Genomic DNA, 16551 nt, shown 5'->3' on the forward strand with positions numbered 1-16551 from the left:
GGTTATCTACACGGGCGAGATTGTGGCGCACTCTTGTTTGACGACGATGACGGGGCACGATGTCGAAGCGCCGCAACCAGGTAGGGCGGGCTCCCCGAGCCCGCCATGAAGCCGCGTCGTTGCGACGTGTTGGTGGGCACGGGGTGCCCACCCTACGGCAATGCGATAGCGCGACCGGTGTCGAACCGCGAAACTGCGTAGGGAGGGCTCCCCGAGCCCGCGCGCGACGTCAATGCGAGGCTGCCGAGGTGAACAGCGCACCGAGCGGATCGACGTGCAGCCACGCGAATGCCCCGAGTGCGAAGCCGACGACGGCCACGACGTAGGTCACCGACAGCAGCCAGCGCCGGCGCGTGAGCAGGGTGATCGCGGCCAGCGAGATCGCGATCTGTTCCGCCGTCGTCGCGAGGGCCCACTGGTGGTGGGTGTGCAGCGCGTGTTCGGACTTCTCGTTCCACGCGTCCGACTGCTTGTCGAGCTTTTCGGCTTCCTTGCGGTTGCCGGCCTTGTCGAGGTCGTAGCGGGCCGCCTGGGCCTTGAATCTTGCCGCGTCCGCGCCCGGCAGCGAGGCCGCCATTTCGGCGATGTTCTGCTTGATCGACTTGGCCTGGTAGTAGTTCCACGCGTCGGCGGCCGCCGTCTTGGCGATGGCCGCGTTGTTCTTGTACAGCGCCGCGTCGGTCTGGGTGTCGCCGCCCAGGTAGCCGAACACCGCGCCGGCGGTGGCCAGGATGGCCGTCATCACCGCGATGTTGTTCGAGAAGCTGTCGCTGCCGTGCTGCGCGGCGTGTTCGACCGCGTGGTCGTGCGGTCCATGGACATGAAAGCCGTGTTCGGACATGGTATTACTCGACCTTGTCGTAGGTGACGATGGCGTAATCGACGTCCGCCGTCGGCGAATGCAGGGGCTCGTTCGACACGGCCGTCCATGCGCCGCCGTCGATCTCGGGGAAGAACGTGTCGCAGCGGTAGGCCTTGTCGATGTGCGTGACGATCAGCCGGTCGGCCACGCGCATCGCCTCGGCGAAGATCTGGGCGCCGCCGATGATGCTGGCCGACTCGCCGCCGACCAGGGCGACGGCTTCCTCGAGCGAGCCCGCCGTCTCCACGCCGTCGTGGCGCCAGTCGCGGTTGCGCGTGACGACGATGTTGCGCCGTCCCGGCAGCGGACGGCCGATCGATTCGAACGTCTTGCGGCCCATGATGATCGGATGGCCGAGGGTCACGCGCTTGAAGTGCGCGAGGTCCTCGGGCAGGTGCCACGGCAGCTTGTTGTCGATGCCGATGCCGCGCCTGGCATCCATGGCGACGACGATGGACAGGTGGTTGGCCATGAAACCTCCTCAGACGGCGACGGGCGCCTTGATGGCGGGATGCGGATCGTAGCCGGTGATCTCGAAGTCGTCGAACTTGTAGTCGAACAGCGAGTCGGGCTTGCGGCGGATGACCAGCTGCGGCAGCGGGCGCTCGGCGCGCGACAGCTGGAGTTCGACCTGCTCCATGTGGTTCGAGTACAGGTGGCAGTCGCCGCCGGTCCAGACGAAATCGCCGACGTCCAGGCCCGCCTGCTGGGCCATCATGTGCGTGAGCAGCGCGTACGACGCGATGTTGAACGGGACGCCGAGGAAGATGTCGGCGCTGCGCTGGTACAGCTGGCACGAGAGCTTGCCGTCGGCGACGTAGAACTGGAACAGCGCGTGGCACGGCGGCAGCTTCATCTGCGGGATGTCGGCCACGTTCCAGGCCGAGACGATCATGCGGCGCGAGTCCGGATTATTCCTGATCTGGTCCAGCACCTGGCTGATCTGGTCGACGTGGCCGCCCGACGGCGTCGGCCAGCTGCGCCACTGGTAGCCGTAGATGGGACCGAGCTCGCCGTTCGCGTCCGCCCATTCGTCCCAGATCGAGACGCCGTTGTCCTTCAGGTACGCGATGTTGGTGGAGCCGGCCAGGAACCAGATCAGTTCATGGATGATCGACTTCAGGTGCAGCTTCTTGGTGGTCACCAGCGGGAATCCGTCCTGCAGGTCGAAGCGCATCTGGTGGCCGAACACGGAGCGGGTGCCGGTGCCGGTGCGGTCGGTTTTGACCGTGCCATGGTCCAGCACATGGCGCATCAGGTCGAGATATTGACGCATCGGTGTGGCTCGCAATGAAAGATTGAAAACCCGCGCATTTTAACCGATAGCGGCGCCGCGCCGCATGACGATGCTTACACGCTGCGCTCCACCGCGGCCGCCAGCAGCGCGACGGCTTCGCGCACGCGGCCGTCCGGCGTGTCCAGCAGGTTGTCGCCCACATAGACTTCGAAGAACGAGGTGTCCGGCAGCACGCCGTGGTTCACGCGATTGAACGGCCAGATGCCGTGGTCGCGCGCCAGTTCGCGGCGGATCTCCAGCGCGCGGTCGCGGCTCACGGGCAGGTGCACGTGCAGCATGTTCGCTTGCGGCCGGGCCGGGTTCACGCGCAGCACCGGGTGGTCGCGCAGCACGTCGTACAGGAATTCGGTCCGCGCGAAGCATGCCGGCATGGCGGCCAGCCGCTGCTCGAACTGCATCGCGGCCGCCACCACGTACGGGGAGCGGTGGATGACGTTGCCGCCCTGGCGCTTGAACCATTCGGCCGCCTGCGCCACGAAGGCGCGGCTGCCGGCCAGCATGGCGCCACCGAGGCCGCCGATGCCCTTGTACAGCGAGGTGTAGACGGTGTCGAAGCCGGCCGCGATCTCGGCCACCGGGCGGCCGTAGCCCGCCGCCGCTTCCCACAGGCGCGCGCCGTCCATGTGCAGGTGGATGCCGTGCGCGCGGCAGTGCGCCTTGATGGCCTGCAGGTCGTCCCAGCCCGACAGCTGGCCGCCGATTTCGCGCATGGGAATTTCGAGCGCGACGGCGGACAGGCGGTCGGGCAGGTTGACGATGTCCGCCGCGGCCCAGGGGCGGTACGGGTCGCCGACGCGCAGGGCGTCGAAATGCCCCAGCAGCTGATAATTGGAACGCTCGTGGACGAAGATGTGCGCGGTCGGATGCAGCGCCACCGGGGCGCGGCCCCGCGCGTCCGCGGCGAGGCGCAAGGTGGTCACCTGGGCCAGTGTGCCGCTGATGCAGAACACGGCGGCCTCGAAGCCGAGCAGTTCGGCCACGCGCCGCTCGAAGCCCTGGATCAGGGTGCCGTCGCCATACGTGTCGTGGGCGACGCCGTTGGCTTCGCACCAGGCGGCCATCGCGGCGAACATCTCCGCCGGGGTGCGGGCGCGGTGGCCGGGAATGACGGTGGTGCAGCGGGCGAGCAGGTCGGTATCGGTCAATCGGGGCTCCAGGGTAGCGGACCGCGCTACTCTACACCCAAGCGGACCGGCGCGGAAGGGCGCGGCCGGCGGTCGCGCCCACGGCATTGTCCGGTCAGTACTGCGCGAGCGCGGGGCGGGACGCGGCCGGCTGCTGGTCCAGCTTGAACAGGCGCACGGCGCGCGCCAGCTGGTCGGCCTGTTCCTGCATGGCCTGGGCGGCGGCGCTGGCTTCCTCGACGAGGGCCGCGTTCTGCTGGGTGACCTGGTCCATCGCGCCGATCGAGCGGTTGATGTGCTCGATGCCGGTGCTCTGTTCCGCGTTCGCGGTGCTGATGCGGGCCATGATGGCCGTGACCTTTTCGGCGCTGGCCAGCACCTCGGTCATCGTGACGCCCGCTTCCTGCACGATGCGGCTGCCGGCGTCGACTTCCGCCGTCGACGCGACGATCAGGCCCTTGATCTCCTTCGCCGCCGCGGCGCTGCGCTGGGCGAGGTTGCGCACCTCGGTCGCCACGACGGCGAAGCCGCGGCCCTGCTCGCCGGCGCGGGCCGCTTCGACGGCCGCGTTGAGCGCGAGGATATTGGTCTGGAACGCGATGCCGTCGATGACGCCGATGATGTCGCCGATCTTGCCGGACGACGCCTTGATCGTGTTCATCGTGTCGATCACCTGGTGCACCATGCGGCCGCCTTCCTGCGCGACCATCGAGGTGTTCACGGCCAGCTGGTTCGCTTCGTGGGTGTCGCCCGCGTTGCGGCGCACGGTCGCCGTCAGGTCCTGCATCGAGTTGGCGGTCGAGGCCAGGTTGGCGGCCTGTTGCTCGGTGCGCGCGCACAGGTCCAGGTTGCCGGTCGAGATTTCGCCGGACGCGCCCGCGATCTGCTCGGCGCCGCTGCGCACCTGGCCCACGACCGCCGACAGGCTGCTGCTGATATTGTTCATCGCTTCGGCCAGCAGGCCGATTTCGTCATTGCGGTCGACGTCCATGCGCACGCTCAGGTCGCCCTCGGCGATGCGCACGGCGGCGTCGCGCGCCCGCACCAGCGGCCGGGTGACGGTGCGGGTCATCACGAAGTGCAGGATGGTGGCGAAGATGGCCAGCGCGGCGAGGCCGATGCCGATGTAGCGGTTGCGCAGGCGCGCCGCTTCCTTCGTGATCTCGTCCTCGTACGTGCCGCCGGCGATCAGCCAGTTCCAGTCCTTGAACAGCGTGTACGCGGCCACCTTCATGCGCGGCGCCGTTTCGTCGGCTTCCGCGTTCTGCCACGGGTAGGTCATGAGGCCGTGCTGCGTCTCGAGCATCTCCTTGATGAATTCGCGGCCGCTGGCGTCGCGGCTGCCCAGGATGTTCTTGCCTTCCTTGACGGGGTGGACGATCAGGTCGCCGTAGGTCTTGCCCTTCGTTGCGTCGAGCACGAAGTAATAGCCGGTGTCGCCGACCTTCTTCTTCTTGATGCGTGCGCGCAGCGCGTTGATGTTGGCCTCGACGTCGAGGCCGATGTAGAGGATGCCGATCACCGTGCCCGATGCGTCGCGGATCGGTTCATAGTCGGTGATGAACGGCTTGCCGAACAGCTTGACCATGCCGACGTACGCCTTGCCGGCGCGGATCGCGGCATACGCGGGGCTCGCGTGGTCGAGGATCGTGCCGACGGCGCGGTCGCCGTTTTCCTTTTTCACCGAGGTGGTGACGCGCACGTAGTCGTCGCCGCTGACGACGAACACCGAGGCGTTGCCGCCGGTCTGGCGCGTGAAGGCGTCGGGCAGCGTGAAGTCGAGATTCAGCGGCTTGCCGGCGACGCTCAGCGTCGGCACCTGCCGGTCGCCGACCGCGACCATCTTGCTGTCGTCGCGCGCGAACTCGCCGGCGAACTGCGAGGCGAAGATGCGGCCGTAGCCGACGGCCTGGCTCTTCATGACGTTGTCGAACATCTCGACGGCGTTGACGACGCTCTGCAGTTCGGACTCGACGTTGGCGATGGCACGCGCGTGCAGCATCGAGGACGTCGTCCAGGTGATGGTGAAGACGAGGCCGGCGAGGATGACGCCGACGAGCGCGAACGTGAAGGCCGTGATCTTGGAGCCGACGGTCCAGTTCGCGACACTGAACGATTTCTTGTTCATGGGAGGCTTTGGGGAGATGTGACGTTGCGCTATCGTACGCCAACTATCCCCAAGGCAACAAAAGTGTGTCGTCCTTCCGATGTGTTCGTGCAACAAATTTTTGCCGGAATGGAACGATTTACCGTGAAACCACCCCGGGCCTTGTCATGCCGCCAACTCAATGCTCGACGTGCACGTTATGGAACTGCAAAGCCGCCAGGTTCGCGTAAATGCCGCCGAGCGCCACGAGCGACGCGTGCGTCCCCGTCTCGACGATGCGGCCGTCCTCCATCACGATGATGCGGTCCGCGCGCTGCACGGTGGCCAGGCGGTGCGCGATGATCAGCGTCGTGCGGCCCACCATCGCCGCTTCCAGCGCGCGCTGCACGAGGCGTTCTGATTCCGCGTCGAGGGCGCTGGTCGCTTCGTCCAGCAGCAGCAGCGGTGGATTCTTGAGCAGCGCGCGCGCGATCGCGATGCGCTGGCGCTGGCCGCCGGACAGCCGCACGCCGCGCTCGCCCAGGTACGATTCGTAGCCTTGGGGCAGGCGCTCGATGAATTCGTGCGCGGCCGCCAGCTTCGCCGCGGCGATGACTTCGGCGTCCGTCGCGCCGGCGCGGCCGTAGCGGATGTTTTCCAGCGCGTTGGCCGAGAAGATCACAGTGTCTTGCGGGACGATGCCGATGGCGTCGCGCAGCACGTGCAGGTCGAGGTCGCGGATGTCGACGCCGTCGAGGCGGATGCTGCCTGCCTGCGGGTCGTAGAAGCGCAGCAGCAGCTGGAACAGCGTCGTCTTGCCGGCGCCGGACGGGCCGACGACGGCCACCGTTTCGCCGGGCTTGACGTCGAGGCTGACGTGGTCCAGCGCGGCCGTGTCCGGGCGCGACGGGTAGGAGAACTGCACGTTCGCGAGGTTCAGGGAAGCGCCGCCGGCCGTGCGCGCGGGCAGCGGCGTGGGGTGCGCCGGGTTGCGGATGTCGGAGCTGACGGCCAGCAGTTCCAGCAGGCGTTCGGTGGCGCCGGCCGCGCGCTGGGCCTCGCCCATCACCTCGGACAGCGCGCCGATCGCGCCGGACACGATGGACGCGTACAGGATGAACTGGCCGAGGTCGCCGCCCGTCATGGTCCCTTCCAGCACGGCGTGCGCGCCCAGCCACAGTACGAACACGATGGCGCCGAATATGAGCGCGATCGCGAGCATCGTGAGGATGGCGCGCGCGCGGATGCGCCGCATCGCGGTCGCGAATGCGTCCTCGACGGACGCACCGAAGCGCCGGGCCTCGATCTTTTCGTGGGTGAACGCCTGCACGGTCGGCATGGCGTTGAGGATCTCGCCGGCCAGCGCCGACGCGTCCGCGATGCGGTCCTGCGAATCGCGCGACAGCTTGCGCACGCGCCGGCCGTACAGCACGATCGGCACGACGACCAGCACCAGCAGGCCGAGGATGATCGACGTCAGCTTCACGCTCGTCACGAACAGCATCGCGAGGCCGCCCGCGAACAGCAGTGTGTTGCGCAGCGCGAGCGAGATGCTGGTGCCGACGACGCTCTGGATGAGGGTCGTGTCCGTGGTCAGGCGCGACAGGACTTCGCCGCTGCGCGTGGTCTCGAAGAATGCCGGGCTTTGCTCGACGACGTGGCGGTAGACGGCGCTGCGGATGTCGGTCGTCACGCGCTCGCCCAGCCACGAGACCATGTAGAACCTGGCGGCCGTCGCGACCGCGAGCACGGCGGCCACGCCGAACAGCGCGAGGAAGGTGCTGTTGACGCTGGCGGCGCTCGCGGCGCCTCCCCTGGCGCCGAAGCCGTGGTCGATCATCTGCTTGAACGCATACGGGATCGCGAGCGTGGCGGTGGCCGCGACCAGCAGGGCGATGCCGGCAAGGAGGAACTGGCGGCGGTACGGCCGCAGGAAGGGCAGCAGGCCTTTGAGGGCGGCGAGGGCGCCCTTGCGCGGCGCGGCCGGCGTGGCCGGGTTGGATCGGGTGTCGGTGGTGGAACCGTTGCTCATGTCGTCATTCGTTGTTCGTGGTGTTGCGGATGCTTGCGTGTTCATAGCTTCATGGCCGATACATAACCCGTCAGTTCGAGGTAGCCGCGTCCGGCGGGCCGGCCGTCGCGCCGCACGGTCACGGCGCCTTCCCAGTACACGGACCCGGTCGAGCGGCGCGAATCGAGTTCCTGGTCCGGCAGCAGGGGCTCGATGCGCCACTGCGTCGCGCCCGTCGTCAGCAGGGTCGCCACCGGGTAGGCGGCGTTCGTGCGGGGCGAGGTCCAGGTCCGCTCAGGGGCGAAGCGCACCTGGTCGGGCCCGTACTGCGTCACGCGCGAGCCGGCGTCGCGCCAGGTCGCGTGGGCCCACAGTGTACTCCCATCCCTGGCGCGGATCCGGAAGGCCATGAGGGCGCCGCCGTCGTCCAGGTTGATGCCGGTCCAGTCCCACCCCGCGGCGTTCGCGTCCAGCACCTGGCTGGACCATTCGTGGTCGAGCCAGGCGCTGCCCGTCACGGCCTGTTTGCGGCCGGCGCGGACGATTTCGCCGTCCACCTGCAGGTGCGGCTCGCTGTAGTAATAACTGGCGTGGCCGGGCTGCCGCCCTTTTTGCGAATAGCCGGCGTCGCCCTGCAGCAGCATGGGTTGCGTGGGCGCGAGGCGCAGCGTGAACGACAGTTCGCCCGCGCGCACGACGACGCGGTAACGGCCGTCGGGCTCGCGGCGCATGCTCCAGTCGTCCAGTTTGATATCCGTCGTGCCGGTATCGGCATAGGCCAGGCCGAAGCCGGCGCGGGCGCTGCGCTGGTCGTGCACGAGGTGGCCGAGCGCCGGATCGGACAGCGCAGCATGGCCGATGATCAGCTGCTTCGGCGCGAACGCGCTCGGGTTGGCGGGATCGGTCTCGGTGCGGCTGCGGAAGAACGTGACCTGGAAGCCGAGCGGCTTGCCGTCGGGCGTCCGCAGCCATCCGGTCGCGTACCACCATTCCGTGCGGTAGTCCGGATGCGCGCCGTAGTCGGCCGGGAACGTCAGGGCCCGCCCCGGCGTGACGGTCGCGAAGACGGGCGGCGCGGCGTGCGCGCAGGCCGCCGCGAGAAGCCACACGAGCAGGATGCGCAGCACCGTCATCACCAGTCCTCCCGCACGGCGCGCACCGGCCCGCCGGACAGCGCGTAGCGGCCCGACACCAGCGCCGTCGCGACGGATGCCGCCACCAGCACGGCGGCCACGCTGCCGAGCAGGGGCCACGGCAGGTGCAACTGCATCGTCCAGTGGAACGATTGCGGATTGACGACGTAGACGAGGATCAGGCTGATGACGAGGCCCAGCACGAACCCGGTCAGCACGCCCAGCGCGGTCAGCGCGCCGCCTTCGACGGCGAGGATGCCCAGCACCTGGCGCCGCGTGACGCCCACATGGCGCAGCATGCCGAATTCCTTCGCGCGCGCCAGCGTCTGCGCGGAGAACGTGGCCGCCACGCCGGACAGGCCGATGGCGATGGCGATCGCTTCCAGCAGGTACGTGACGGCGAAGCTGCGGTCGAAGATCTTGAGGCTCATGGCGCGGATGTCGCCGGGACGCGCCATCTGCAGGGCGGCGCCGAACGGCAGGCGGCGCAGCGCGGCCTCGATCCGTGCGGTGTCCGCGCCGGGCGCGGCCCACAGGGCGGCGTCCGTGACCGTCGCATCGCCCGTCAGCGCGCGGTAGTCGGCCAGGCGCACGACGGCGGCCCCGGTCTGGCTGGCATAGTCGCGCCAGACGCCGGCGATGAAGAACGGTTGCGGGCGGCCGCCCAGCGGCAGCGTCAGGGTCTGCCCGACCTTCAGCCGGTACAGGTCCGTCATCGCTTCCGAGATCCATACGGGGCGGCGGCCGGCCGGTACCGGCGCCGCGTCGCCGACGAGGGCGAGCATGCGGCCGGGGTCCCGCGCATCGATGTCGCGCGCCACGAGCACGATGTTCGGGCGCGCCGGATCGAGCGACAGGGGCCGGGTGCGCAGGAACGCGCTGCGTGCGACGCCCGGCACGGCGACCAGCGCGGCCTGTTCCTGCGGGCCGAACCCGCCCGTGTTGCCGCCGCTGCTGCTGCGCACGTACAGGTCGGCCGGCAGGATGTGCAGGATCCAGTCGTCGACCGAGACGCGGAAGCTGGCGACCATGATGCCCATCGCGACCATCAGGCTGAAGCTCGCCAGCACGCCGCCGAGCGCGATCGACGCCTGGCCCGGCGCGTTGGCGAGGCGTGCCAGCGTCAGCGCCAGCACGGGCGAATGGTCTTCCCGGCGGCGCAGCAGGCGGTCGAGCAGGCGGAACGCGGATGCGGCCAGCCGCGGCATCAGGCCTATGCCGCCCACGAGCAGCAGGGCGACGGCAAAGTAGCCGAACAGCGGCAGCCCGAACACGGGCGGCGCGAACGCGCAGGCGCCGGCCGCCAGCAGGCAGACGAGCGACGGCCAGACCCGGTTCAGGCGTTCCAGCGCCGTTTCGTCGGTGCCGGATTTGAGCGCGATGGCGGGCCGGGCGCGCGCTGCCTCGAGTGCCGGGGCAGCGCAGCCGAGCAGGGCGACGCCCAGGCCCAGGCCGAAGTAGACGAGGGCGGCGCCGGGCGCGAATTGCACGCGCGGCTTCACGCCGGGGAAGTAGCCGGCGCCGAGATCGCCGCCGAACAGCGCCAGCGCGGCCGCCGCGAGACCATAGCCGGCCGCGATACCGAGCAGGGCGCCGAGCACGCCCAGGATCGCACCTTCCAGCAGCACCTGGCGCAGCAGCGCGCGCCGTTCCAGCCCGAGCACGCGCAGCAGCGCGAACTGGCCGCGCCGGCGCAGCACGGACAGGGCCTGCGTGGAAAACACGAGGAACGCGCCGGTAAACAACGCGACGAGCGCAAGCACGGTCAGGTTCACACGGTAGGCGCGGCTGAGGTTATTGCTGCGGCTTTCCTGGTTGGCGTCGCCCGGCCGGCCGACCGTGAAGCGGCCCGGATAATCGCGCTGGAGCTCCGCCGCCAGCGCCCGTTCGAACGCGGCGCGGTCGACGCCGTCGCGCAGTTTCAGGTCGATCCGCGACAGTTTGCCGGTGAGATGGAAACGCCACTGCAGCGCGCCGATGTCCATCACGCCGAGGCGCTGGCCGCTGCGCGCGCGCAGGATGGGGCCCGCCACGCGCAGATGCAGGTCGTGCGTGCCGGCGCGCACGGCGATGGTGTCGCCGCGAGTCTTGCCCAGCCACGCCTGCGCGGCCGGGGACAGGAACACGGCGTCGTCGGCCAGCACGTCGTAGGGGTGCGCGGCATCCGGCACGCCCATCAGGTCGGGCGCGATGTAGCCCGCGCGGAAGGCGTCGAGACCCACGATCTTGAGCGCACCCTGGCCGTCCGAGCGCGCCGCGTCCACCTCCAGCACGGGCGACGCGAGCGCGACGCCTTCATGCGTGGCGAGGCGCGGATAGATGTCTTCGTCGAACAGGGCTTCGCGGCCCGTCACCTGGACGTCGGCCTGGCCGGACAGGCTGTGCACGGCCGCGTTGAATTCGTTGAACGCGGCCGTGTTGATCAGGTGGATCGCAAAACCCATCGCCACGCCGACGGCGATGGCGACGACGGCCAGCACGGCGCGCATCGGATGCGCGCGCCATTCGCCGAACAGCAGCCAGCGCGCCAGCGTGTTCATGCCGGACATCATGCCGGACGTCACGCCGGACATTCCACCGCCAGCGCCTCGCGTGCGCGCTGCGCCCGGCGTTGCGCCGCCACGCGCCCGCGGCCCGTCAGGCGCGCGGCGTCTTCTTCGGCCCATTGCCGGCGCAGGTGCACGCGTGCGCATTGCTTGCGGTGCGCGGCCGCGGCGCGGGCCGTGCGCGCGTCCGCCTTGTCGCTGCGCCGCTGTTCCCGTTCGCGCGCGAGGCGCAGCTTTTCCAGCTCGACGAGCGTGCGCGCATCGCGCGTGGCGACCGTCTCCGCGCCTTCGGGGCGGATGCCGGCGGGCGCCGGCAGTTCGACGGATCTGCCTTGCGCGCAAGGGCGGTCGGCATAGGTCGTCCTGCCGTCGTGCGTGCACTTGTAGACGGGTTGGGCGAGGGCGCCGGACAGGACGCCGGCTGCCAGCAGGGGGAACAAACGCATCATGACGATCTCCCGGTCACAGGATTTTACCGGGGTTCATGATGCCGAGCGGGTCGAGGGCGGTCTTGATGGCACGCATCAGGTCCAGTTCGACCGCGGATTTGTAGCGCGGGAGTTCGTCCCGCTTCAGCGCGCCGACGCCGTGTTCGGCCGAGATCGAGCCGCCGTGCGCCGCCGCGCTGTCGTGCACGATGCGGTTGATGGGGCCCTGCTGCGCGAGGAAATCGTCGTGGCGGATGCCTTCCGGCGGCGCCACGTTGTAGTGCAGGTTGCCGTCGCCCAGGTGGCCGAAGCAGACCACCTGCACGCCCGGATAATCCGCCGCCAGCCGGGCGTCCGTCGTCTCGATGAAATCGGCGATGCGCGAGATCGGCACCGAGATGTCGTGCTTGATGTTCTTGCCGGCCGCCGCCTGCGCGAGCGGGATGTGTTCGCGGATGGCCCACAGCGCACGCGACTGGGCGATCGACGTCGCGACGACGGCGTCCCGCGCGACGCCGTCTTCCAGCGCCCGTTCGATGGCGCGCTCCAGCAGCGCGACGCCGTGTTCTTCCGATTCGTGGCTCGACAATTCGAGCAGGGCGTATTGCGGATAGCGTTCCGGGAACGGTTTCGGCAGGTCGGGGAAGTGGGCGGCGACGAGGCGCAGGCTGACGTCGCTCATCAATTCATAGCCCGTCAGCGTCGGGCCGCACGCCGCCTCCACGAGCTTCAGCAGCGCGAGGGCGTCGCGCGGGCTGGCCAGCGCGACGAGCGCGGTGATCGCCGCCTTCGGCTGCGGGAACAGCTTCAGCACGGCCGCCGTGATGATGCCGAGCGTGCCTTCGGCCCCGACGTACAGGTCGCGCAGGTCGTAGCCGGTGTTGTCCTTGCGCAGGCCGCGCAGCGCGTCCCACACGTCGCCCTGCGCCGTGACGACTTCCAGGCCCAGGCAGAGTTCCCTCGTGTTCCCGTAGCGCAGCACGCCGGTGCCGCCCGCATTGGTGGACAGGTTGCCGCCGATGGTGCAGCTGCCCTCGGCCGCCAGCGACAGCGGGAACAACAGGCAATGGGCGCTGGCCGCCTGCTGGATGTCGTGCAGGATGCAGCCGGCGTCCACCGTCATCGTGCGGTTGAAGGTGTCGACGGCGCGGATGCGGTCGAGGCGCCGCAGCGACAGCACGATGGCGTCGCCGCTGGCGTCCGGCACGCTGCCGAGCACGAGGCCCGTGCGGCCGCCCTGCGGGACCACCGGCACGCGCAGGTCGCGGCACAGGCGCACGACGGCCGCGACTTCCGCCGTGTTCGCGGGCCGGACGACGGCGCGGGCGCGTCCCGTGAAGCGGCCGCGCCAGTCGGTGAGGTACGGGGCGGTGTCGTGGTCGTCGACGAGGACGTTCGCCTGGCCGACGATGGCGCTGCAGCGTTCGATGAAGCCGTCAGTCATGCGGTACTTTGACCTTGTCGAGCAATTCCTTGGCCAGCTTCTGCGCCTGTTTCTTGTACGGGCGCAGGTACAGCAGGGCGAACAGGAAGTAGGCGCAGACGAGCAGGGTCTCGCCCAGGGCCATCATGCGCGAGATTTCCGTGCGGTCGCTCCAGGCGCGCACGATGCCCTCGACCAGGTAGATCAGGATCACCATCGACGACCATTGCAGCGTGTACAGGTCGCGTTTGAGCACCCCGCGCAGCGGCAGCAGCAGCGGCAGGGCCTTGAGCGCGAGCAGCGAGCCGCCCGGATGGAGCGGCGCCACGGCGATTTCCCAGGCCAGCAGCCAGGCGAACAGGATGACCAGGCTGGTCACCGCGCCCGTATGAAACACCCTTAGCACTTGCATTGCTTAATCCGTCCCCTGCAGTTTGCGGCTTGCTTGTGCGAGGCGCCGGCCGAGCGCGATCGCAAGCCGCTTCTCGTCTTCGGTCACCGGGCGGTTGCCGTCCACGCCGGACCAGTGGGTCGCGCCGTAGGGACTGCCGCCGCTGGCGGTGGTCATCAGTTCCGGCTCGGTGTAGGGCAGGCCCATCACCATCATGCCGTGGTGCAGCAGCGGGATCATCATCGACAGCAGGGTCGATTCCTGGCCGCCGTGCAGGCTGCCCGTCGACGTGAACACCGCGGCCGGCTTGCCGGCCAGCGTGCCGGACAGCCATTGCGCCGAGGTGCCGTCGAGGAAATATTTCATCGGCGCCGCCATATTGCCGAAGCGCGTGGGCGAACCCAGCGCCAGTCCGGCGCATTCGGCCAGGTCCTCGAGCTCCACGTAGGGCGCGCCGGACCGCGGGATATCGGGTTCCGTCGCTTCGGCCACCGTCGATACCGCGGGGACAGTCCGCAACCGGGCTTCCAGCCCCGGTACGCTGTCGATGCCCTGGCCGATCAGTTCGGCCAGCCGGCGGGTCTTTCCATGACGCGAGTAATACAACACGAGGATAATCTGATTGGTTGGGTTCATCGTTGGTATTATAGGGCGCTTTACAAGATGACACGTTCGCGCAGGATGCTTTTTCTCGCCGGCGCGGCGACCCTATCGATGCTTTCCAAGACCGTCACCAACCTTTCCCGCAGCACGACCGAGATGATCAACACGGGCGTCGACCGGGTGCGCGGGTTGACGTGGAACGAGGCGCGCGACCTCGTGCGCTTCGCGCGCCGCCGCGTGACCGAAGAAAAACTGCCGCAGGTGGCCGGCAGCCTGACGTTCACGACGACCCTGGCCATCGTCCCGCTCCTGACCATCGTGCTGGCCATCTTCACGACCTTCCCCATGTTCGGCAAGCTGCGCACGGCCCTCGACAATTACTTCGTCCAGATGCTGATGCCGAGGGCCATCGCGAACACGATCACGGCCAACCTGACGCAGTTCGCCAGCAAGGCGACCGGCCTGTCGGCCGTGGGCGGTATCGCGCTCGTGTTCACGTCGGTCGCCATGATCAGCACCATCGAGCGCGCGTTCAACCAGATCTGGAAGGTGCGCCAGCCGCGCCCCCTCGTCCAGCGTGTGCTCGTGTACTGGGCGCTCGTCACCCTGGGGCCGCTCGCGTTCGGTATCTCGCTGACCCTGACGTCGCAGCTGTTTTCCGCCACCAACGGCCTGACGAGCCTCGTGCCGTTCCTCGGCGCGGTCTTCTACACGGTCGTGTCGGTCGCGCTGACGACGGGCGCCTACGTGCTGCTGTACATGACGGTGCCGAACCGCGACGTCGACTGGCGCGATGCCGTCTGGGGCGGCCTCGTCGCCGCGATCGCGTTCGAGGTCGCCAAGCGCGTGTTCGCCATCTTCATCCGCCAGTTCCCGACCTACGCCATCATCTACGGCGCGCTGGCGGCGCTGCCGCTGTTCCTCGTCTGGATGTATCTGTCGTGGATGATCACGCTCGTGGGCGCGCTGCTGACGGCGGCGCTGCCGATCGTCAAGTACGAGCGCTGGTGGTACGAACCCGTGCCGGGCGGCGCGTTCGTCGACGCGATGGCCGTGCTCAAGGTCCTCCAGGGCGGCGCGCGGATCACGGGCACGGCGATGGTGTCGAACGCGCAGATCCGCGCGTGCACCCGCATCGGCTACGACGAGATGACGTCGTTGCTGGAGCAGATGGTGGCGGCAGGCTGGGTCGGCCGGGTGCAGGCAGAGACGGCCGTCGCGCTGCGCTGGGGCCGGGGCGCGCGTGCCGGGACCCAGTGCTGGGTGCTGCTCGTCGATCCGCGCCTGATCCGCCTGGCCGACGTCTACCGCCTGTTCGTGTTCGGCGGCATCGGCAGCGAGGGCGGTCCGGCGGGCGCGGCGGCGCAATCGCCGCTCGCGCTGGACACGGCCGCGCTGGCGCGCCAGGTCGAGGCCGCCGTCGAACGGGGCCTGGACGAGACGCTGGCCGAGCATTTCGAGCGGACCGGGTCCGGCCCGCTCGGCTGATTACCAGCTGACCTTGCCCGTCAGCATCTGCCAGTACATCACCCAGTCCGCGCGGAACGAATACCACGGGTAGTCGAACGTGGCCGGGCGGTTCTTTTCGAAAAAGAAGTGCCCGATCCAGGCGCCGCCGTAGCCCGTCACGACGGCCACGAGCAGCCACCAGGGATTCAGGCTGTCGATGTACTGGGCGATGCCCGCGATGGCCGACGACGTCCCGAGGAAGTGGGCGCGCCGGCACAGCTGGTTCTCGTGCTGGTCCAGGTAGTACGGATAGAACTGCGCGAAGCTGTCGTAGCGAACGGCGGCCATGCCATGTCTCCTGATCGTTGCCCCCACTGCCCAGTGTAGATCAATTCAGGCCGCGCACGAAGTCCGCCAGCGCGGTGCTCACGGCATCCGGCTGTTCCGTCATCATCGCATGCCCGCAATCGATGGCCACTACCCGCGCGTGGGGGATCGCGGCCACGAGCGCCTGCGCCGAGCGGGGCGGCGTCATGACGTCGCGCCGGCCTTGCACGAACAGTGTCGGACACGCGACGGCGCCTGCCGCCGCGCCGCCGTGCGCATACGTGTTGCATGCGACGAAATCGGTGTGGAACAGCTGTGCCGGATTCAGCTGCGACAGCCGCTGCATCAGCCGGCGCGAGGCGCCCGGCGCCCAGAAGCCTTGCGGGCTGCCGGCCGCCGCCGGCGCGATGCTCGCGTGCGACCACAGGTTGACCATGTCGATGGCGCCCGCTTCATCCGTGCGGGCCGTTTCCAGCAGGGCGTCCGAGACCTTCATCGGCCACGTGCTGCCCAGCAGGGCGAGCCCGCGCACGCGCGCCGGCGCGCGGGCCGCGGCGTCGAGGGCGATCAGCGACCCCATGCTGTGGCCGGCGAGCACGGCGCGTTCGATGCCGGCGGCGTCGAGGAGGGCGAGCAGCCAGGCGGCCATCCCGTCCACCGTCGCCAGCGCGGGACCGGCGCTGCGGCCATGGCCGGGCAGGTCGACGGCCAGCACGTCGTGGCCCGGGCGCGCCAGCGCGCGGGCCTGGGCCGTCCACACCGAATGGTCGTTCTGGGCGCCGTGGATGAACACGATGGCGGGGCGGCCCGCGGCCGGGGCGGTGCCGGCGGTGTAGGCGTAGGCGGTGTTGCCGTTCACGTCGATCAGCAT

At 69.3% G+C, this 16551-nt stretch carries 15 protein-coding genes; 1 reads left to right on the plus strand and 14 read right to left on the minus strand.

Annotated elements, in window-relative coordinates:
- Window positions 1-229: 229 nt before the first annotated feature.
- From ACEN9Q_RS09595 to wrbA, 12 genes are all read right to left on the minus strand, one after another.
- The gene (locus tag ACEN9Q_RS09595; protein ID WP_495628210.1) at window positions 230-841 is read right to left on the minus strand and encodes a DUF4337 domain-containing protein; all 612 of its coding nucleotides are present in this window, start codon (window positions 839-841) and stop codon (window positions 230-232) included.
- A 4-nt stretch (window positions 842-845) separates the two neighbouring features.
- The gene (locus ACEN9Q_RS09600; protein ID WP_495628211.1) at window positions 846-1334 is read right to left on the minus strand and encodes a dihydrofolate reductase; all 489 of its coding nucleotides are present in this window, start codon (window positions 1332-1334) and stop codon (window positions 846-848) included.
- A 9-nt stretch (window positions 1335-1343) separates the two neighbouring features.
- Window positions 1344-2138: a thymidylate synthase gene (gene thyA, locus ACEN9Q_RS09605; RefSeq protein WP_056449460.1), complete on the minus strand. Its 795-nt coding sequence runs from the start codon at window positions 2136-2138 to the stop codon at window positions 1344-1346.
- A 74-nt stretch (window positions 2139-2212) separates the two neighbouring features.
- Window positions 2213-3304 (minus strand): threonine aldolase family protein, encoded by a 1092-nt coding sequence (locus ACEN9Q_RS09610; protein WP_495628212.1) that lies wholly within the window; start codon window positions 3302-3304, stop codon window positions 2213-2215.
- Window positions 3305-3398: 94 nt separating this feature from the next.
- Window positions 3399-5411, minus strand: a complete 2013-nt coding sequence (locus ACEN9Q_RS09615; RefSeq protein ID WP_495628213.1) for a methyl-accepting chemotaxis protein — start codon at window positions 5409-5411, stop codon at window positions 3399-3401.
- Window positions 5412-5568: 157 nt separating this feature from the next.
- Window positions 5569-7401, minus strand: coding sequence for an ABC transporter transmembrane domain-containing protein (locus ACEN9Q_RS09620; protein ID WP_495628214.1), 1833 nt, complete (start codon window positions 7399-7401; stop codon window positions 5569-5571).
- A gap of 41 nt (window positions 7402-7442) precedes the next feature.
- Entirely contained in the window at window positions 7443-8513 is a 1071-nt protein-coding gene (locus tag ACEN9Q_RS09625; protein ID WP_495628215.1) for a lipocalin-like domain-containing protein, read from the minus strand.
- Window positions 8513-11086, minus strand: a complete 2574-nt coding sequence (locus tag ACEN9Q_RS09630) for an FtsX-like permease family protein (protein WP_495628216.1) — start codon at window positions 11084-11086, stop codon at window positions 8513-8515. Before ACEN9Q_RS09630 ends, ACEN9Q_RS09625 begins: the two co-directional genes overlap by 1 nt.
- Entirely contained in the window at window positions 11074-11508 is a 435-nt protein-coding gene (locus ACEN9Q_RS09635) for a DUF4124 domain-containing protein (protein ID WP_495628217.1), read from the minus strand. The genes ACEN9Q_RS09630 and ACEN9Q_RS09635 overlap by 13 nt, the downstream gene beginning before the upstream one ends.
- 13 nt (window positions 11509-11521) lie before the next feature.
- Complete coding sequence (locus ACEN9Q_RS09640; protein ID WP_056449441.1) at window positions 11522-12931, minus strand: FAD-binding oxidoreductase; 1410 nt, start codon at window positions 12929-12931, stop codon at window positions 11522-11524.
- The gene (locus ACEN9Q_RS09645) at window positions 12924-13322 is read right to left on the minus strand and encodes a DUF2069 domain-containing protein (protein ID WP_056449438.1); all 399 of its coding nucleotides are present in this window, start codon (window positions 13320-13322) and stop codon (window positions 12924-12926) included. The genes ACEN9Q_RS09640 and ACEN9Q_RS09645 overlap by 8 nt, the downstream gene beginning before the upstream one ends.
- A 3-nt stretch (window positions 13323-13325) precedes the next feature.
- Entirely contained in the window at window positions 13326-13937 is a 612-nt protein-coding gene (gene wrbA / locus ACEN9Q_RS09650) for an NAD(P)H:quinone oxidoreductase (RefSeq protein ID WP_056449435.1), read from the minus strand.
- A gap of 78 nt (window positions 13938-14015) precedes the next feature.
- Here wrbA and ACEN9Q_RS09655 point away from each other — a divergent pair, with 78 nt between their 5' ends.
- Window positions 14016-15392 (plus strand): YihY family inner membrane protein, encoded by a 1377-nt coding sequence (locus tag ACEN9Q_RS09655; protein WP_495628218.1) that lies wholly within the window; start codon window positions 14016-14018, stop codon window positions 15390-15392.
- Here the strand turns inward: ACEN9Q_RS09655 and ACEN9Q_RS09660 are convergent, their stop codons facing one another.
- Window positions 15393-15701 carry an Mpo1-like protein gene (locus tag ACEN9Q_RS09660; RefSeq protein ID WP_495628219.1) on the minus strand — a complete coding sequence of 103 codons (309 nt, stop codon included), beginning with the start codon at window positions 15699-15701 and terminating at the stop codon, window positions 15393-15395. It lies immediately after the preceding gene.
- Between the two features lie 40 nt (window positions 15702-15741).
- Complete coding sequence (locus ACEN9Q_RS09665; protein ID WP_495628220.1) at window positions 15742-16551, minus strand: alpha/beta fold hydrolase; 810 nt, start codon at window positions 16549-16551, stop codon at window positions 15742-15744.

It is taken from the genome of Massilia sp. Masssp93 (assembly GCF_059491295.1).